This window comes from Ruegeria sp. HKCCD6119, assembly GCF_013110585.1.
Taxonomy (GTDB): domain Bacteria; phylum Pseudomonadota; class Alphaproteobacteria; order Rhodobacterales; family Rhodobacteraceae; genus Ruegeria.
In genome coordinates, this window is record NZ_WVQV01000001.1 from 132,419 (window position 1) to 150,413 (window position 17,995).

The following is a 17,995-nucleotide window of genomic DNA, read 5'->3' on the forward strand; positions in this document are numbered from 1 at the left end:
TGAGCGACCCCCGCTCCTTAAATGTGTTCCCCCACATACAGGGTGACAAAGTTTCTGAAAATAATCAAAAAGAGTAATAAAATTTCGCACCCATTGTTGCCTTTTCGATTCAGGAGCTCACAAAGCGCGACGATTAACTTCATACATGAAACAATACCAGTTTGTCTGTGATGCGCTTCACAACTCATGGTGTAGCGCCAGAATTCCAAGTCATCCGTTTGGCCCAGCCACAGTGCTGGGCAACCGGATTGATTCGGCTCGTTCAGGCTGAGGAACGGGTTCGGAATGACAACCGGCTTGACCATCGGGTGAAATGTCGAAACTGTCCCCGCGAACATGAACACCCCGGAGCAGGCATGGCCAAGACACCCCCGCCCTTTGCCCCTTTTGAATGGAAAATCGCATGGCGTTATCTGCGGGCCCGCAGGGCCGAGGGCGGCGTCAGTGTGATGACCTGGATTTCTCTGATCGGGATCACATTGGCAGTGTTTGCCCTGATCGCGACATTGGCGGTCCGGTCCGGCTTCCGTTCAGAATTTGTTGGCACCATTCTGGGCGCCAACGCGCATGTGACGGTCTATTCGTCAGGCGAGATTGATGCGCAGGGGCGGGTGGATCGCACAATCGCCGACTTTGAGGAACGCGCGGCCCGGGTCGCGCAAGTGCCCGGTGTTCAACGCGCGGCTCCCTTGGTGAAGGGGCAGGTACTAATCACCAACCGCGACCGCAGCAGCGGGGTCGAGGTGTTTGGAATCCGACCCGACGATCTGCGTGATCTGCCTGGAATTGCCCAGGCAGAGCAGGCTGTGGGGGACTTGTCTGAATTCCAGGCGGGTGAGGATGTCATCGCAATTGGTTCAGGCGTGGCGCGCAGCATCGGGGCAACGGTCGGGGATGTCGTCAAGTTGACGTCGCCCAACGGCGTCAAAACCGCCTTTGGTACGTCGCCCCGCGTGAATGCCTATCGCGTTGTCTATGTGTTCTCGGCCGGGCGCTATGACATCGACCGCACCCGCGTCTACATGCCGTTTTCGCAGGCGCAGGGCTTTTTCAATCGCGAAGGTGTGGCTGATGAAATCGAAGTGATGGTGGACAACCCCGAAGACCTGGGCCCGATCCTGATTTCGATTCTCGAAGCATCGGGCGAGCGCAGCCAGATCTGGACCTGGCAGGATGCATCCGGAGGCTTTCTGCGGGCGCTGGAAGTTGAAGACAACGTGATGTTCATCATCCTTTCAATCCTCGTTCTGATCGCCGCGATGAATATCGTTTCGGGCCTGATCATGCTGGTCAAGAACAAGGGGCGCGACATCGGCATCCTGCGTACCATTGGCCTGAGCGAAGGGTCGGTTCTGCGTGTTTTTTTCATCTGCGGCGCTTTTACCGGCCTGATCGGAACGGCAATGGGGGTCATCCTGGGATGCTTTTTTGCGATCTATATCGATCCGATCTTTTCCTTCGTGAATTACGTGATGGGCGGCGGCGTCTGGGATCCGTCGATCCGGGGCATCTATGCCTTGCCCGCCGAGCTGCATCTGAGCGACGTGCTCAAGGCGATCGGCCTGTCGCTTGGCCTGTCCTTTGTCGTCACCTATTTCCCTGCCCGTCGAGCGGCGCGGCTGAACCCGGTCGAGGCGTTGCGCTATGAATGATGTCACATTGCGTCTGAAAGGTCTGACCAAGACCTATCTGAAAGGCAAACCGGGCGAGGTGCAGGTTCTGCGCGGAGTTGATCTGGATCTGCGCGCGGGTGAGGCCGTAGCGATGGTTGCGCCCTCTGGGGCAGGTAAATCAACGCTTCTGCATATTGCTGGTCTGCTGGACATGCCCGACGAAGGAACCGTTGAAATCGGCGGGCAGAACGTATCGGGCAAGGGCGACCGGACCAGAACCGCACTGCGTCGGCAGGATATCGGGTTCGTGTATCAATTCCACCATTTGCTGCCGGAATTCACGGCCTTAGAAAACATCACCCTGCCGCAACTGGCCAATGGTGTACCGGACAAGGCCGCACAGGCCCGAGCGCTGGATCTGCTGGACCGTGTCGGCGTGGCCGCACGCGCCAGCCATCGCCCCGCCGCACTCTCTGGTGGTGAACAGCAGCGGGTGGCGTTTTGCCGGGCCTTGGCGAATGCGCCGCGTGTTTTGTTGGCGGATGAACCGACGGGTAATCTGGACCCCGAAACCTCGGATCAGGTCTTTGATACACTGATGAAGCTGGTGCGGGACGAAGGGTTGTCGGCGTTGATAGCAACGCACAATCTTGACCTGGCAGCGCGCATGGACCGGATGGTCCGGCTTGAGGGCGGGGTGCTCAGGCCAGTTGAGTGATCGCAACGCCAATGGCCATGACGGCGATCCCGCCCATCCGCATAAGCGTAAGCGGTTCGACCTGTGCGCCGAACAGGCCGAAATGGTCGATGGCCGCAGCGCTGATCAATTGCCCGAGCAGCACAAAGAACACTGCATTGCCCACCCCGAAATGTGGTGCGACATGGGTGATCGACAGGACATAGAAAGCAATCAGGACACCTGCAAGCAACAGGTGTTTCGGCGCATTGGCAACCTTGGACAAGGCCGCAAATCCGGGAAACAGCGCCATGACCAAGGCGGAGGCGGCGAAGGCAATGGCAAACAGCACAACAGCTGCCGCAGTTGGCGACCCGATGACTTTTCCCAGCGCCGCGTTGAGCGCGGCCAGGATCGGAATTCCAAATCCGGCGGCCAGCATGATGGCGGCGTATTGTGTCATTGCCCGAAACCTCTGTACCTTATTCGTTGATCTGGATCATTGCGCCAAGACGGTCATCGGGCAACCCTGCAAATGCCAATCCAGGCAGGAGGATACGATGTTCAAGGCAACAATCAGTGTAATGGTTCTTGGGGTTTCGGCTGCTGCCTCGCAGGCCGCCTGGGCTCAGGACGCGAAGACCGGAGAGGAACTCTATATGCACCATTGCGCGACCTGCCACGGAATCGATGCGATGGGTCAGGGTCCGATGGCAGCCGTGCTGGTGGTTCAACCAAGTGATCTGACCGCTTTGTCCAACGAAGAGGGCGTGTTCCCGACTGCCCGCGTTGTCGCCCGCATTGATGGTCGGGATCCGCTGGTCAGCCATGGTAGCCCTATGCCGGTTTATGGTCCTTATTTTGACGGGCAGGACACATCCATGAAAACGCCGCAGGGTCAGCCAATTCTGACGAGCCAGCCCATCGTGGATCTGGTGGCCTATCTGGAAACACTTCAGAAGAATTAGGTTCCGCTGCAAATCCCGTCGATCTCGGCCTCGCTCCAGGGAAGCAAGATCGCGCGCTCACGCCCTTTTTGCGGAAGCGGGGACAGATCAAAATGCGCACTCAGCATCCTGTGCAGCCGTTTGGTTCGGGTGGCCTGAGGGTCCAGCGCACGGCAGCAAACGTATTCCTCAACGATGGCGCCCTGCTGTTCAAACCCGTAGGACAGGAAGTCCGGCGAGGTTTCGAGGTCAAAAAGATACGGGTCGCTGCGCCCACCATGTTCCGCCGCTGCTCGCAACGGGTGGTAACCGGTGGTCCGGCGATTCTGCCACTGCCAGACATGCGTCAGTTCATGGGCCAGCAGCATCGCGGCCACCAGGTTCATCTGATCCGGAAAATCGGACATGTAGTCTTCCAGATACCAGTCGCGCGCAAAATAGACCTTGTTGAACAGGGCCACGGCGGCTGGCCTGCCGGTCACCGGCCCGGGTTCTACCGGAGGAAGGATGCGCTCGCGGCAGGCCAGACGTGGCCGCTCTTCGCGGAAATACGTCACATTGGTAACCGGCGCGCCTTGGACCAATCGCACGCTGTCCAGATTCAGGGTCTCGCCCTGAATGGCATCCGCAAAGTCGCGCTCTTGCTTTGTCAACGGACGGCCGCAAGAGGACAGCAATAAAAGAGCACACAGGAATACGCGCAGACCCATGAGGTGAATCCTAGTCCTCTGCTTGCGATCCGCAAACGGTTTTCACAGGCTCATGGCCAGAACCCGGCTGATTTCCGTCAAAGACCGCCCGGATTGATCCATCCAGGAATTGAAGGCCCGTTGTACCGCCGCCATGGCTTTTTTCGACGTAGCGGGTTTGTCGATCACGCCCTCGGCGATCAGACGGGCGGTGACGTCCTGCGACAGAATGAAACTGTCGCGGCCCGCAAAACGCATGGCATATTGCGCCGAAGCCCCGCCAAGACGAGACCCGCGTTTGGACAGCATGGCAAGAAGGTTGACATAGTCATCAGAGGGCCAGCCCCCCAGAACCTGGCCCGCGCCGCCTTCGTTGCGCAGTTCCAAAAGGAACGCCGCGTTGTCACGCACTGCTGCGATCTTGGTTCCATTGCGGACAATGCGTGTGTCTTGCAGCAGGGAATCGAACTTTTCATCATCCATAAACGCACAGCGGCCCACATCAAAGCCGTCAAAGGCGGCCTCGAATCCATCCCATTTGTTTTCGATGACCTTCCAGTTGAAACCGGCCTGAAAGACGCATTTCGTGATGATCGATAGCCACCGGTTGTCGGGCATCGCCGCCAGTTCTTCGTGGCTTTTGGGCTTGTTCAGCTGTGCTTCAAAGGCTTCGATCCCACCGTGGCGAGAGGCGGCAATATCAAAGATCTCATCAAATGAACGCATGAACCCAACCTTGAAGCTGTCTTAGGAAGAGTGTTTTGTTTTGCCTTCCTTTTGCAATGGGAATTTTCGGTGTTCGAAAGCCACCCGACCGGAAATGAAACTCGGCCCGAACAAGAAAAAACACTGAACTGTCAAAGAAATCCTCGACAAACGGGTTTAAAACGGTTTGTGATTGACTCGTCAGTCAACATTCCGTGCCCCGGGGCGGGGGATAATGGCGGGTTGGGCGGGGGTCCTTGCGGCGCCTGCGGGAAAAAATCAACGCTTCAGCGGCAAGAAAGCCGCGCTGTTACAAACTGATCACTTTCCTTTTCCGACCAAATTTGTGCATGTTGCGGCATGGTATTGTCATCAGACAAAGACACCGGCGGGAAACCCCTGCCGGGGTGGGCAAAACAAATAAGACAGGGAGAAAATCCATGAAAAAACTGAGTGTAAGCCTTATGGCCCTGACCGTTGCCGGTGCGGCGCATGCGGCGGATATGGGGGCCGTGGACGAGCCGATCAAACTGGCGATCAACGAATGGACCGGTCAGCACGTGACCACGCATGTGGCGGGTGAAATGCTCAAGGCCGCCGGTTATAACGTGGAATATGTGACCGCCGGCATGATGAACCAGTTTCAGGCGCTGGCCGATGGAGACATCGACGCGACGCTTGAAATCTGGTCGTCCAATGTTTCGGATGAATATGCAAAGAAGATCGAGGAAGGCACGGTTGTCGAAATCGGCGATCTTGGCCTGGATGCCAAGGAAGGTATCGCATACCCGGCGCATGTCGCTGATCTGTGCCCCGGCTTGCCTGCGTGGGAAGCGCTGAAAGACTGCGCGCAGGTGTTCGCCACGGCGGAAACTCTGCCCGGTGGCCGTCTGGTCGACTATCCGGCCGACTGGGGCACGCCTGGTGCGGATCGCATGACTGGCCTTGAGCTGCCGTTCAAGGCTGTCCCCGCCGGTTCCGAAGGTGCCCTGATCGCTGAACTTCGCGCATCGACCGAGCGTAAATCGCCGCTGTTGATCACATTCTGGCAGCCGCACTGGGCGATGTCTGCCTATGACGTGCAGTTCGTTGAATTGCCCGCAGGTGAAGAGGCATGTTTTAACGATCCGGCGTGGGGTCCGAACCCGAACGCGGTAAACGATTGCGACTTTTCGCCATCGCGCATCTTCAAAGCCGGCTGGAGCGGCCTGGAAGAAAAGTGGCCGGCCGCCTATGAGATCCTGTCCAACTATCAACTGGCGGTCGAAGACCAGCAGCCGATGATGGGCGCGATCGATGTCGACGGCGGTCAGGTCGAAGAAGTTGTCGCCGCATGGATGGCCGAGAACGAAGACAAATGGCGTCCTGTTGTCGACGCGGCGACCAAGTGAGCCACTTAGGTGACTGACACGACTGTGCCAGCCATCGCCTGCCGGAATCTCTGGCAGGTGTTTGGCCCGGGCGCTGACAAAGCCCTGACCGACGCGCTGTCTCGGTCAGGGAATGACGCCGACAAGGCTGCCGTCGCCCTTCGCGAACAGGGGCTGATCCCCGCCGTTCAGGATGCCAATTTCGAAGTTCAGGAAGGTGAACTTTTCGTCATCATGGGCCTGTCGGGCTCGGGCAAATCCACGCTGATCCGCTGCATTTCGCAGCTGCTGCCCGGCACAGGCGGTGAGATTCGGGTGGACGGCGAAAATGTCATCGGCGCCTCAAAAAAGGCCCTGACCGAGCTGCGCCGGAAAAAACTGGGCATGGTGTTCCAGCATTTCGGCCTGTTCCCCCACATGACCGTTGCTGAAAACGTCGCATATCCTCTGCGCGTTCAGGGCGTGGGCAAAAAGGAACGGCTGGACCGCGCGCAGGAAGTGATTTCGCTGGTCGGTCTGGAAGGGCGCGAAGACAGCTTCCCGCGACAACTTTCCGGCGGGCAGCGGCAGCGGGTGGGTATCGCCCGCAGTCTTGCCGTAAACCCTGACATCTGGTTTCTGGACGAACCGTTCTCGGCGCTTGATCCACTGATCCGTCGCCAGTTGCAGGATGAATTCCTGCGCATTCAAGCGACGTTGAAGAAGTCGATCGTCTTCATCACCCACGATATTCAGGAAGCGCTTAAGCTGGCTGACCGCATCGCCATCATGCGGGACGGCAAGATCGTGCAGATCGGCACGCCCACGGATATCGTCCTGCGACCCGTCGATGACTATGTGCGCGAATTCTCGAAGGACGTCGCCAAGGGGCAGCATGCCAAGGTCGCCTCGGTCATGCGAAACGAGGCAGAGTGCGGCCCGGACGATCCCGGCCTGACCACATCGATGACACTGGACGCGGCCCTGGCCCATTGCATGGAACTTTATGAACCCGTGCCGGTGCGGGATGCCGATGGCAATGTCGTTGGCACGGTGCACCCGTCCGATCTGGCTGCCGCGCTTCAGGTGGACGAAACATGACCGCCGTAACTGAGGTTCCGACGCAGCACGGCGCGCGGCTGACGGCGGGCGCCAAGGCCGCCCTGATTACGGTTGTCGTCGGCGCAGTTTGCCTTGCACTCGAGGGCATCGCCCCATGGCTGGTCAAATGGCCCGCCGCGTGGGAACTGCCTGCAACCCAATGGGTGGGCACGTTTCTGGACTGGTTTCTGAACCTGATCAAACCGGCGATGCGGTTGTTCTCGGATTTGATGACCTATCCGATGAACTGGGCGAATTTCGTTCTTGGCAACACACCATGGCCCATTCTGATCGGGATCGTGACCGCGCTGGGCTGGTATCTGGGCGGTTTGCCCATGGCCGCGCTGGGCTTTCTGGGCCTCAGCTTTGTTCTGGCGTCGGGTTACTGGGCTGAGAGCATGAACACTCTGGCCTTGGTCGCAGTATCCGTTCCGGTGGCGTTGATACTGGGTGGTGGCATCGGCATCCTCGCCAACGAGGTACCGCGGGTGAAATCCTTCGTTCAGGCGGTTCTGGATGTCATGCAGACGGTGCCGACCTTCGCATATCTGACACCACTGTTGCTGCTCTTTGGCTTTGGCCCGGTTGTCGGTCTGATCGCCTCGGCCATCTATGCTGCGCCGCCCATGGCGCGCAACGTGATGCTGGGGCTGGAACGGGTGGAGCCCGAGATCAAAGAGGCCGCCATCATGTCCGGTGGCACGCGTTTTCAGCAACTGTTTCAGGTCGAAATTCCCGCCGCCACGACGCAGATCATGGTCGGTGTGAACCAGTGTCTGATGGCGGCCTTGTCCATGGTCATCATTGCCGCCGTCATCGGTGGGTTCAACGATATCGGCTGGGAGGTTCTGCTGACCATGCGCAAGGCGCAGTTCGGGGAGTCTCTGATGGCGGGTCTGGTCATCGTGGTCTTTGCCGTCGTCATAGATCGCATGAGCGGCACCTTGGCGACCGAGCGCAAACGTTATGACAGCCGGGTTGTCTGGGCGATGTTGGGTTTCGCCATGGTCTTCACCGCCGCCTTCTGGGCGTGGTTGCCGAACCCATCCGAACTGACCTTGCTGGATCCGATGGCCGAGGCCGTGGACAGCGGCCTGACCGCGTTCACTCAGGCCAATGGCCCATGGTTGGATGCGCTCAAGAACAACTCACTTTTCTATGTGCTGCTGCCTTTGCGGATCGGTCTGGATCAGGCGGTGCTGCCCTTCACCTGGGGCTTTCAGTGGACGCCGGGCATGAGCTTTGGCCTGTTTGCCGCAGGTGCCGGGATCGCGCTGTTGATGGCATGGCGTGGGCGGCTGACGGGTGGTCTGATCGTCATGATTCTGATTGGAATGCTGGAAACCGGCATTGCCAACCTGCCGTGGCCCTTTGTCCTGACCGGCGCCGCTGCTCTGGGCTGGGTCGCGGGGGGCTGGCGTCTGGCGGCGCTGTGCGTGGGGCTGCTTTGCACTATCCTCGTTTCGGGCCTGTGGGAGAGAGCGCTCTTGTCGCTTTACCTCAGCGGTGCGGCGGTGTTTTCCTGTGCCGTGGTCGGCGGCCTGATCGGCCTTGCCAGCGCGGTCTGGGAACCGGTGTGGAAAGTGGTCCGTCCGATCTGCGACATGTTGCAGACAATCCCTCTGTTCGTGTTCCTGATCCCGGTTCTCATGGTGTTCCAGATCGGCGAGTTCTCGGCCTTTCTGGCAATCTGCGCCTATGCGATCGTGCCCATGATCCGCTACACGCGGCACGGGTTGGTCAACACGCCGGACGAGATAATGGAGGCCGCGATCTCAAGCGGTGCGACCGAGTGGCAGATCATGCGCGACGTGCGCGCGCCCTATGCCGCGCCCACGATCCTGCTGGGGTTGAACCAGACCATCCTCTATGCCTTTGCGATGCTGGTGATCGCCGCCCTCATTGGCACCACGGGTCTGGGGCAGTCGATCTATCTGGCGCTGGGTCAGGCAGATGTGGGGCTTGGCATTTCGGCCGGGGCCGCGATGGCGATTCTGGCGCTGATTGCCGACCGCATCGTGCAGGGGTTTGCCGAAGAACGCCGCGCGGCGCTTGGATTGTAAACAGGGCAGGGGCGATGCACCGCCCCTGCGCCGAACTTGATTTTGGACAAGGATACCAGTGTCGTCCTGATCTAGACCGATCCCAATAACGCGGAGATCACCATGACCGGTTGGGTCCTATTCCTTGCAGCGCTCGTCACATTCCTTCTCAGCCACGCGATTCCGGTGCGACCCGCCATACGCGGACGGCTGATCGATACACTCGGACGCCGGGGGTATTTCACGGCCTATTCGGTTCTGTCGCTGGCCGTCCTGGCGTGGTTGATCATCGCCGCTGCCAACGCTCCTTATGTCGAGGTCATTCCGCCATTTGCGGTTTTGCGCTGGGCGCCGGTTCTGATCATGCCGGTGGTCTGCTGGCTGGCTGTTGCGGGGCTGATCATTCAGAACCCGTTCTCATTCGGAGGGCTGGGCAATCGGCCCTTTGACCCAGAACAGCCCGGTATCCTGCGCACCACCCGACACCCGATCCTTGCCGCGCTGATGCTGTGGGCGGTGGCACATCTTCTTGCCAATGGCAGCCTGTCACATGTGATTCTGTTCGGCCTGTTTGCCGGTTTCGCAGCCATGGGCATGGCCCTTGTCGACCGGCGCAAGTCGCGGGAAATGGGCTTTGAATGGGTCCGCTTGTCCCGTTACACGGCGCGGTTCTCACTGCGCGCACCGCGTCCCTGGCCGCGTCCCGGGGTGTGGCTGGCCGCACTTGCCGCCTATGCGGTTCTGCTTCACCTGCACGCCCCTGTGATTGGCCTGTCCCCGCTTCCGTGAACGAGGGAGTGGCCGGGCGGTGTCATGCGTGCTATTTGAAACGTCACAAACGAATTACAAGAGGTCCAAGATGCATCTGGCCTATGTCACCACCACCGATCGCGGCGCGACGGACCGCCTGCTGAGCGCCGTTGCGGACCGCCTGCTGGCCTCCGGAGCAAAACTGGCCGGTGTCGTGCAAACAAACACGGAATGCGCCGACAGCAGCAAATGCGATATGGACTTGCGCGTGCTTCCCGACGGTGAAACCATCCGCATTTCGCAGTCGCTGGGCACCCAGTCGCGCGGCTGCCGTCTGGACCCGGCAGCGCTGGAACAGGCGGTGGGATATGTGACTGCCTCGCTGGAGGGCGCGCCCCAATTGCTGATCATCAACAAATTCGGCAAGCATGAATCCGATGGGCGTGGATTCCGCCCCGTGATCGGCGAAGCCCTGGCGATGGATATTCCGGTTCTGGTCGGCGTGAACGGTTTGAACGAAGAGAAATTCCAGACTTTCGCGGATGGCGCAGCGCAAGCCCTGCCGGCGGATCTGGATGCAATCGAGGCGTGGTTCAACAAGGTCTCGGAACTGCGCCCGGCGGCAGAATAGAACCTTCCAAACCCTTGGTTAAGAAACAAAAAACGGCGCTGACCAACAATCAGCGCCGTTTTTTTTGATGTTGGGTGCAACTAGGTTGTCTTAAGCCTGCGGTACCCGAACAGGCCCAGAACAGCCCCGATCAAAAGCAGCCCGCTTGCGGGCAGGGGGACCGGTGCGACGACTAGATTGTCTACCCAGATTTCCCCGCAATATTGACTGCACCATGCCGTATTTGGTGTTGTCACAAACGGGTGCCGGATCTGAGAGGGGCTGTTGTAGGTCAGCAGAAGCGCGTCAATCGCAGTAAAGGCATTAGAGAAACCAAATGTGGCCAAGGGTGTATTACCAAAGGTCTGACTGGCGACAACGGCACCATTTCGGAGCCCGGAAAACGTGACTGTAGGAAAGGTGGTTGGTCCGCCTGTAAGCCATTGATTGTATGCCGCGGTCCCGTACGCGGGCGCTGGTCCAGATCCCGTTGTGTAAGCCAGAGACGCGCCTAGTATATCGGCGGTCTGCACCGTAAACCTGCCACCATTGACCGGCTTGATTGTGGTCGAGAGAACCCCGCTATCATCGTGAAGGTTGATATAGTTTCCGAAGCTGTAGACAGCCGCGTAGTCAAACGTAAAGCCCTGGCTGGTTCCTTGGTAGGTCGTGAACCCAGACCTCGGATCGTTCGGGAAGTCGATATCAAATGTAATAGTCAGCGCATTTGCTGCGCCCGCGACACACACGGCAAGCGCCGCCAAAAACAGTCTCATAACAAATCCCTCGCAAATACGTAAACAGACTAGCGGGCGGTGCCCGGTTACGCAACTTTTACGAGTCTTTGCAGCCGTCATTGCGCATAAGCATGCACATAAGCACGCGTGGGCAATGCGTTCTGGCCATCTTTGAATTCTACGGGAAAGATGGTGGGCGACCCTGGAATCGAACCAGGCGTGCGTCTCCGCGAGGGAGTTACAGTCCCCTGCCACACCTTGCGGCCTGTCGCCCACTGTCAGGCGTTGCACCTGACGTGGAGGCGTGATTACTAGCGCACCAAAGGAGCGTCAACAGGAAAATTTCGCTTTGGCGCAGGAAACCGAATTCCCGGCCCGGAGGCCTGAAAAATGAAGAAACCTAAATGGGTCGTTGAAAAGGAACAGGCGCGCAAGGCCGCGGCTGCCGAAACCGTTTGGCTGTTCGGTCTGCATGCAGTTCGCGACGCTTTGATGAACCCCAATCGGCAGAAGTTGCGCCTGATCGTAACGCGCAATGCGCGGGACAAACTGGCGGAAGCGATTGAATTCTCTGGTATCGAGCCCGAGATGGCTGATCCGCGCAAGTTCTCGGCGCCCATCGATGCAGGCTCGGTGCACCAGGGTGCCGCGCTGGAGGTGAAGCCGCTGGATTGGGGCGGTCTGGCCGAAAACTGCATCGGTCGGGAAAATCCACGCGTCATCCTTCTGGACCGCGTTACGGACCCGCACAATGTCGGGGCGATTCTGCGCTCGGCCGAAGTTCTGGGTGCCAGTGCCGTCATAGGCACCCGCCACCATTCCGCGCCCGAGACCGGGGCACTGGCAAAAACCGCCAGCGGCGCGCTGGAGCGTCAACCCTATCTGCGGATGCGCAACTTGGCCGACACAATTGTTGAACTACAGAATATGGGATTTCTGGTCCTTGGGTTGGATGGTGAAGCAGAGGTAACGATCGAAGGCGCGCTGAGCGACGGTCGGGACCGTCCCGTCGCACTTGTTCTGGGGGCGGAAGGCCCGGGATTGCGCCAAAAGACGAAGGAAACCGTGGATCAATTGGTGAAAATTGACGCAGCCGGGGGATTCGGATCGCTGAATGTCTCAAATGCGGCGGCAATCGCCTTATATGCATCCCGGCCCTGACAAAAAAAGGAGAGCGCTATTTCCGGTCCATCCAAAATTGCGACCTGCTGCTATTGCGGGACCCGGGCTGCGCTGGTCCTGAGGGGCAAAGAACGGCACGAGCTGAGCTGTTCCAGTTGTGGCGCACCTTTGCACGATCTGAAGATGCTGCCCAAGCGGAAGGCCGCGCCTGCCAAAACGGTGCGATCTGCGGTTTCTCATGCCCCTCCGCGGAAGGCCAAGCGAAAAAAGAAGAAAAAGAGCATGTTCTCGCGCGTGTTCGATGAAGCCTGGGATGTGATCGAAGACATTTTCGATTGAACGTTTTTGGGTGAAGATCGTTCACATCCACGTCAACAGGGGTTCCGCATGCAGCAAAAAATTGCATCTTGATACCCCAGTGATTTCAGATTCTGACATGGCAATGCTGACCCGACGTTCCACACTTGGCGCGCTGTGCGCTTTTTTTCTGGCGCCTGCCACGTATGCGCAGGAAAGGCCCGTTTACTACGCCACCGAAGGGGTGGCGTTGGCCGGGTATGACGCCGTGTCCTATTTCGACGGTTCTACGCCGATCATGGGCATGCCCGAGAATTCCGTGATGTGGAAAGGGGCGCGGTGGCATTTCACCTCGCAGGAGAACCGCGAGCTGTTCGAAAGCAATCCCCGTGCTTTCGCGCCGCAGTTCGGCGGGTATTGTTCATATGCAATGGCGATGGGCGTTCTGAAGAGCTCGGACCCCAAGGCCTGGAAAGTCGTGGATGGTCGTCTGTACCTGACACACTCGATCGAGATCGAAGAAATCTGGAAGCAGGATCAGGCAGAATACATTGAGTTGGCTGAAGAAAACTGGCCGGCGATCCTCTATCACGAATGAGCGGGAATCAGCTAATCGTGAAGAGTCATCACAAAAATGCGCCGCCCCTCTTTTTTTTAACAAATATATGCCTAAATGTCACAGTGACCGCGGAATGGAACTGCCGCGGGTCATTTCACTGTCCCTCGTTCCAACAACTGGCGCCCAAGGTTTCTTGGGCGCTTTTTTCTTTTTGGAACCCTGCTAAGGATAGGGCATGCCAGACTATTCCGATCAGCACCTGAGAACCATTCTGCAACGCACCAAGTCCGTTGCCGTTGTCGGGGTGTCCATGAACCCGGTGCGGCCCAGCTACTACGTCGCCCGCTACCTGTCGTTGAAAGGGTTCAACGTGATCCCGGTCAATCCGGGCCATGCCGGGAACGACCTGTTTGGCCAGACGGTACGCGGCAGCCTTTCGGAGATATCCGAACCCGTGGACATGGTAGACATCTTCCGACGGTCCGAATCCGTGCCGCCCATTGTGGACGAAGCGTTGGAGGGGTTCCCGTCCCTCGGAACGATTTGGATGCAGATCGGGGTTGAACACCCTGAAGCGGCAGCCAAGGCCGAGGCCCGCGGTGTGGACGTCGTGATGAACCGCTGTCCGAAGATCGAGTATCAGCGCCTGTTTGGCGAGCTGCGCATGGGTGGGTTTTCCACCGGGATCATCTCGTCCAAGCTTTAGGGCGTTGCTGGCTGATAGGGTTTCAGGCGGGCAACCTGTTCCTGTCGTCGTTTTTCCAGCACCACGTCCCGAGGGACCCAATCATATCGGGTATCCTCGACCAGAGGTGACCAGAACAAAACCCCGCCATAGCGCCACGGATCCAGCACGACGCCCTCATACAGCGATTCACCCTTGCGACTGATAATCGCGGTGCTGTGGTCGATCCTCAACGGATTGTCGGCGTTGGCGATGGCGCGGTGCAATTCCAGCGTCTGGAAGTTTTCCTGTTTCAGACGACGCTCGATATCCTCGGCCCAATGCCAGCACAGACCACGCGGGCGCAATCCCTTGTTGACCTTCGCATTGTGGATCAGCGGCGGGTCGGTGATCTGGTATTCGTCCACCAGCTGCGCGGTATAGGAATAGGCGACTTGCGCCGCCCGGCGGGCTTCTTCCGGATCGATATCCGGGCCAAGACGCTGAATCTCGGCTGTCAGGCGTTGCACCTCATCCCCGGTCGAAGGGGGAGGCGCCGCACATGCCGCAACGATGGCAAGCGTTGCCACAAGCATCAAAATTCGGATCATGTCGCGCCCTCGGCCTGTCATTCTGACGCCCGAGTATAGCGGGCGTTGCGGCGGCGCGGAACCCGGCCGTTACCCTTTGGGGCGGGCGGCTTTTTCGGCAATGCCGCTGATGCCCTGACGGCGCGCAAGTTCGGCCAGAACATCCTCCAGCGCCACGTCCCGGGCGGCCAGCATGACCAGCAGGTGATACAGCACGTCTGCGGCTTCGGCGGTCAGCTTGGCCTGATCGCCCTTTGTGGCTTCGATGATGGCTTCGATGGCTTCTTCACCAAATTTCTCGGCGCATTTCTCGGGACCCTTTGCAAGCAGCTTGGCTGTCCAGCTTGAATCGGGATCAGCCCCTTTACGCGCCTTAATCGTGGCAGCAAGGTCGTGCAGAATGCTCATGTCAGCCTCATCGGAATGCCTGCGGCGGCCATATGCTCTTTGGCTTCGCGGATCGTGTATTCTCCGAAATGGAAGATCGAGGCTGCAAGCACCGCACTTGCGCCACCTTGGGTGACGCCTTCGACCAGATGGTCCAGTTTACCGACACCGCCGCTTGCGATCACGGGCACATCCACGGAATCGGAAATCGCGCGGGTCAGGGGCAGGTTGAAGCCAGCCTTGGTGCCGTCGCGGTCCATCGAGGTCAGCAGAATTTCCCCGGCGCCTTTGGCGACAACAGTTTTTGCGAACTCGACCGCATCAATGCCCGTTGGCTTGCGGCCGCCATGCGTGAAAATCTCCCACTTTCCGGGGCTGACCGTCTTGGCGTCGATGGCGCAGACGATGCACTGGCTGCCGAATTGATCTGCTGATTCCGCGATCACGTCGGGATTGGCGACGGCTGCCGAGTTGAAGCTGACCTTGTCTGCCCCCGCCAGCAACAGGGCGCGGACATCATCCTTGGTGCGAACTCCGCCGCCGACTGTCAGAGGTACAAAGCACTGCTCGGCGGTGCGCTGTACCACATCGAACATGGTGCCGCGGTTTTCGTGGGTTGCGTGGATATCAAGAAAACAGATTTCGTCCGCGCCTGCGGCGTCATACGCCTTGGCCGATTCCACGGGATCGCCCGCATCGCGCAGACCGACGAAATTCACGCCTTTGACCACGCGGCCATCGGCAACATCAAGGCAGGGAATGATCCGGGTCTTCAGCATCTGATCGTCCTTCGTTGCCGGACCTTTACCGACAAAGCGCCGCCGATGCCACAGACGTTTTGCCGCCCATGGCCCTGGTAGCACGGGCCATGGGCGGAGCGGGGGGCTTAGTGATCCCGGTTCTTCAGCAGTTTCAGTGCCGAAAGCAGGTTTGCCTTACCATCGGTCCATGGCGGCGCTCCGTCGGTTTCGACGATTTGCCAGTTTCCATCCTGCGCAAAACTCTCAATTCGGGATTTGTCGGGGCTCAGGATCACAACGCTGCTGGTGGCGGCTCCGGTTTCAACCTGCTCTTTACCCACGGCCAGCTGCTGATGCGCAGCGGTCAGGTTCAGGCTGTCGGCAATTCGGGCCAAAGGCTGGACCAGATCGTAGAACCGGTTTGTGATGTGGAACACCAAAACCCCATCATCGGCCAGGCGGCTGGTGTACATCTCTACCGCCTCGCGTGTGATCAGGTGAAGCGGAATCGCGTCCGAGCTGTACGCATCCAAAACCAGGATATCGAAGGCAAAAGGCTTTTGCTTCAGAACGATCCGGGCGTCACCCAGATGGGTCTCGGAATCGGGCGTGCATTCCGACAGATAGGTGAACAGCGAAGGGTCGCGTGCGATCTGGTCAACGGTCGCGTCGATCTCGAAGAAGTCCCAGTTTTGAGCAGGCTGCCGATAGCAGGCCAGTGCACCTGTTCCAAGACCGACAATTCCGATGCTGTTGGATTGCTTGCCGAAGTCCGACGTGATGACCTGCGCCATCGGTCCTTCGGGGTGATAATAGGACAGCGGTGTGGGTCGAGTGCCATATTCGGATTCGCGTTGCCAGCCATGCACCGTGGTGCCGTTCTTGTAAAGACGGTAGCCCTTGCTTGAATACACGGAATGCACGCCGAAAAAGCTGCGATCTTCGAACACCGGATTGTTCTTTACCGCAAATGCGGGAAGCAGAACGACGGTAAGAACCACAGGGATACGCATGGCCTGCGCCCGGAACAGGTACAGCACTGCGAATATCAGCAAGAACAGCGCGCCTGCACGCGGGATATCCGCGCTCAGCGCCGCGACGCCGCGTGTCGCACCTGCGATGACGAGGATGAAAACACTTGCCGCGATGCCCATGATGACATGGCGAAGGGCAAATCCCGGGGCGCGGACAAGAAACAAGCCTCCGGCCAGAATCATGGTGATTGGCGCCTCCAACTCACGTGTGAAGGCAATCGGCGCAACGATCGAGTTGAACAGCCCGCCAATTGCTCCGCCCATGGAAAGGGCGATGTAGAACACGGTCAATTGCTCGGCGGATGGGCGCATGTCGTACAGCAGGCGGTGCGCAAAAAGTGCGATGATGAACAACACCGGGACATAGAGCAGAATAACCACCGGCGCGTCATGCTCGCTGACCACCTTGGACACCAGTAAGACACCCGCCGCCAGCGCCGCCAGCATGGGCAGGTTCAAGGCATCAAGCGTCAGGTGTTTCCATTTGGCAAACGCGATGATGAAGGACAGGATATAGCCCGCCAGCGGAACAACCCAGATCAACGGGAGAGCACCCAGATCCGTGCTAACCCGCGTTGTGAAGGACAGCATCAAGGAAGAGGGGATGAAGGCGACGAACACCCAGACAGCGATCTGCCGCAGGGTCGGGAAACTGGCCTTTAGCGCCGTTTGAACCGACGGCTTCGTGTGCCGTGATCCCCGCAAGGCGATCATGCCACTGCCAAGCAAAAGCGCGCCGAACAGCACGAAGCCGACCAGCCAGGCACGGCTGATCTCGGCTGCGCCAAAAAATGGATCCGCAACCAGGGGGAAGGCCAACAACGCCAGCAAGGATCCGACATTGCTGGCGCTGTAGAGGAAATACGGATCATCCGCCGAAGGCCCGCCCGACCTGGCGTACCAGGCCTGCAACAGGGGCGCATTTGCCGACAATACCGCAAAAGGTACACCCACACCTACGGCGAACAGGCCAAGCGTTTGCAGCGCGGTCGAGGTCGCGGCGTCATAGCTCCAGCTTTCGCTGGTGGACAGCGGCAGGAAAGTCAGCGCCGCCACCCAAAAGGCAAAATGGGCGATGATCTGCCAGCGCAAGGGCAGAAACTTGGTCAACAGGTGCGCGTAAACATACCCGAATATCAGCACCACTTGGAAAAACAGCATAGCCGTCGTCCAGACCGCCGGGGCGCCGCCGATTTTTGGAAGAACCAGTTTGGCAAAAAGCGGCTGGACAAAGAACAGAAGACTGGCGCTCGTGAAAATCGCCGCACAGAAGATCGCAATGGTTGCCGATCCGAATCTGGACGTTTTGGGAACGTCTAGGTTGGAAACACTCACGTTTGCCACCCGGGTTGTTGTGTTTGACGAAGGAGTGAAGCGGGGATT

At 58.9% G+C, this 17,995-nt stretch carries 21 protein-coding genes and 1 tRNA gene; 12 read left to right on the forward strand and 10 right to left on the reverse strand.

Features of this window, described 5'->3' with window-relative positions:
- Positions 1-17: 17 nt before the first annotated feature.
- A complete protein-coding gene (locus tag GS611_RS00680; protein WP_171630911.1) occupies positions 18-338 on the reverse strand; it encodes a hypothetical protein in 321 nt (106 codons plus the stop codon).
- A gap of 18 nt (positions 339-356) precedes the next feature.
- Between GS611_RS00680 and GS611_RS00685 the strand changes: the two genes are divergently transcribed.
- Together GS611_RS00685 and GS611_RS00690 are read left to right on the forward strand one after the other, a co-directional pair.
- Complete coding sequence (locus GS611_RS00685; RefSeq protein ID WP_171630913.1) at positions 357-1,652, forward strand: lipoprotein-releasing ABC transporter permease subunit; 1,296 nt, start codon at positions 357-359, stop codon at positions 1,650-1,652.
- Positions 1,645-2,331, forward strand: a complete 687-nt coding sequence (locus GS611_RS00690; RefSeq protein WP_171630915.1) for an ABC transporter ATP-binding protein — start codon at positions 1,645-1,647, stop codon at positions 2,329-2,331. Before GS611_RS00685 ends, GS611_RS00690 begins: the two co-directional genes overlap by 8 nt.
- Here the strand turns inward: GS611_RS00690 and GS611_RS00695 are convergent.
- On the reverse strand, positions 2,315-2,752 hold the full coding sequence (locus GS611_RS00695) for a DMT family transporter (RefSeq protein WP_171630917.1): 438 nt from the start codon (positions 2,750-2,752) through the stop codon (positions 2,315-2,317). The two genes, GS611_RS00690 and GS611_RS00695, sit on opposite strands and share 17 nt — an antisense overlap.
- Positions 2,753-2,849: 97 nt before the next feature.
- On the opposite strand from GS611_RS00695, the gene GS611_RS00700 reads away from it, so the two are divergent.
- Positions 2,850-3,257 carry a cytochrome c gene (locus GS611_RS00700; protein ID WP_171630919.1) on the forward strand — a complete coding sequence of 136 codons (408 nt, stop codon included), beginning with the start codon at positions 2,850-2,852 and terminating at the stop codon, positions 3,255-3,257.
- Here the strand turns inward: GS611_RS00700 and GS611_RS00705 are convergent.
- Together GS611_RS00705 and GS611_RS00710 are read right to left on the reverse strand one after the other, a co-directional pair.
- A complete protein-coding gene (locus GS611_RS00705; protein ID WP_171630921.1) occupies positions 3,254-3,946 on the reverse strand; it encodes a hypothetical protein in 693 nt (230 codons plus the stop codon). The two genes, GS611_RS00700 and GS611_RS00705, sit on opposite strands and share 4 nt — an antisense overlap.
- 42 nt (positions 3,947-3,988) lie before the next feature.
- The gene (locus GS611_RS00710; protein WP_171630924.1) at positions 3,989-4,651 is read right to left on the reverse strand and encodes a DNA-3-methyladenine glycosylase I; all 663 of its coding nucleotides are present in this window, start codon (positions 4,649-4,651) and stop codon (positions 3,989-3,991) included.
- Between the two features lie 419 nt (positions 4,652-5,070).
- On the opposite strand from GS611_RS00710, the gene GS611_RS00715 reads away from it, so the two are divergent.
- The 5 genes from GS611_RS00715 to GS611_RS00735 all read left to right on the forward strand — a co-directional run bounded on the left by GS611_RS00715 (position 5,071) and on the right by GS611_RS00735 (position 10,503).
- A complete protein-coding gene (locus GS611_RS00715) occupies positions 5,071-6,021 on the forward strand; it encodes an ABC transporter substrate-binding protein (RefSeq protein WP_171630927.1) in 951 nt (316 codons plus the stop codon).
- 9 nt (positions 6,022-6,030) lie between these two features.
- On the forward strand, positions 6,031-7,080 hold the full coding sequence (locus GS611_RS00720) for a glycine betaine/L-proline ABC transporter ATP-binding protein (RefSeq protein WP_171630931.1): 1,050 nt from the start codon (positions 6,031-6,033) through the stop codon (positions 7,078-7,080).
- Positions 7,077-9,143 (forward strand): proline/glycine betaine ABC transporter permease, encoded by a 2,067-nt coding sequence (locus tag GS611_RS00725; protein WP_171630934.1) that lies wholly within the window; start codon positions 7,077-7,079, stop codon positions 9,141-9,143. The genes GS611_RS00720 and GS611_RS00725 overlap by 4 nt, the downstream gene beginning before the upstream one ends.
- 102 nt (positions 9,144-9,245) lie before the next feature.
- Positions 9,246-9,911: an NnrU family protein gene (locus GS611_RS00730; protein WP_171630938.1), complete on the forward strand. Its 666-nt coding sequence runs from the start codon at positions 9,246-9,248 to the stop codon at positions 9,909-9,911.
- 70 nt (positions 9,912-9,981) lie between these two features.
- Positions 9,982-10,503 carry a DUF2478 domain-containing protein gene (locus tag GS611_RS00735; protein ID WP_171630940.1) on the forward strand — a complete coding sequence of 174 codons (522 nt, stop codon included), beginning with the start codon at positions 9,982-9,984 and terminating at the stop codon, positions 10,501-10,503.
- A gap of 80 nt (positions 10,504-10,583) precedes the next feature.
- On the opposite strand, the gene GS611_RS00740 is transcribed toward GS611_RS00735, so the two are convergent.
- Together GS611_RS00740 and GS611_RS00745 are read right to left on the reverse strand one after the other, a co-directional pair.
- Positions 10,584-11,258 (reverse strand): VPLPA-CTERM sorting domain-containing protein, encoded by a 675-nt coding sequence (locus tag GS611_RS00740; RefSeq protein ID WP_171630943.1) that lies wholly within the window; start codon positions 11,256-11,258, stop codon positions 10,584-10,586.
- Positions 11,259-11,409: 151 nt separating this feature from the next.
- A tRNA-Tyr gene (locus GS611_RS00745) sits at positions 11,410-11,493 on the reverse strand.
- 116 nt (positions 11,494-11,609) lie between these two features.
- Here GS611_RS00745 and rlmB point away from each other — a divergent pair.
- From rlmB to GS611_RS00760, 4 genes are all read left to right on the forward strand, one after another.
- Positions 11,610-12,380, forward strand: a complete 771-nt coding sequence (rlmB, locus tag GS611_RS00750) for a 23S rRNA (guanosine(2251)-2'-O)-methyltransferase RlmB (protein WP_171630944.1) — start codon at positions 11,610-11,612, stop codon at positions 12,378-12,380.
- 18 nt (positions 12,381-12,398) lie between these two features.
- On the forward strand, positions 12,399-12,680 hold the full coding sequence (locus GS611_RS21060) for a hypothetical protein (protein WP_371732231.1): 282 nt from the start codon (positions 12,399-12,401) through the stop codon (positions 12,678-12,680).
- 97 nt (positions 12,681-12,777) lie between these two features.
- Positions 12,778-13,236 (forward strand): YHS domain-containing (seleno)protein, encoded by a 459-nt coding sequence (locus GS611_RS00755; protein WP_171630946.1) that lies wholly within the window; start codon positions 12,778-12,780, stop codon positions 13,234-13,236.
- A 196-nt stretch (positions 13,237-13,432) separates the two neighbouring features.
- On the forward strand, positions 13,433-13,903 hold the full coding sequence (locus tag GS611_RS00760; protein WP_171630948.1) for a CoA-binding protein: 471 nt from the start codon (positions 13,433-13,435) through the stop codon (positions 13,901-13,903).
- Here the strand turns inward: GS611_RS00760 and GS611_RS00765 are convergent.
- The 4 genes from GS611_RS00765 to GS611_RS21275 form a co-directional block, all read right to left on the reverse strand.
- Positions 13,900-14,472 carry a hypothetical protein gene (locus GS611_RS00765; RefSeq protein WP_171114881.1) on the reverse strand — a complete coding sequence of 191 codons (573 nt, stop codon included), beginning with the start codon at positions 14,470-14,472 and terminating at the stop codon, positions 13,900-13,902. The two genes, GS611_RS00760 and GS611_RS00765, sit on opposite strands and share 4 nt — an antisense overlap.
- A 69-nt stretch (positions 14,473-14,541) precedes the next feature.
- Positions 14,542-14,859: a phosphoribosyl-ATP diphosphatase gene (locus GS611_RS00770; protein WP_171630951.1), complete on the reverse strand. Its 318-nt coding sequence runs from the start codon at positions 14,857-14,859 to the stop codon at positions 14,542-14,544.
- Entirely contained in the window at positions 14,856-15,617 is a 762-nt protein-coding gene (gene hisF, locus GS611_RS00775; protein WP_171630953.1) for an imidazole glycerol phosphate synthase subunit HisF, read from the reverse strand. Before hisF ends, GS611_RS00770 begins: the two co-directional genes overlap by 4 nt.
- 107 nt (positions 15,618-15,724) lie before the next feature.
- A complete protein-coding gene (locus GS611_RS21275; RefSeq protein WP_171630955.1) occupies positions 15,725-17,947 on the reverse strand; it encodes a fused MFS/spermidine synthase in 2,223 nt (740 codons plus the stop codon).
- Positions 17,948-17,995 lie beyond the last annotated feature (48 nt).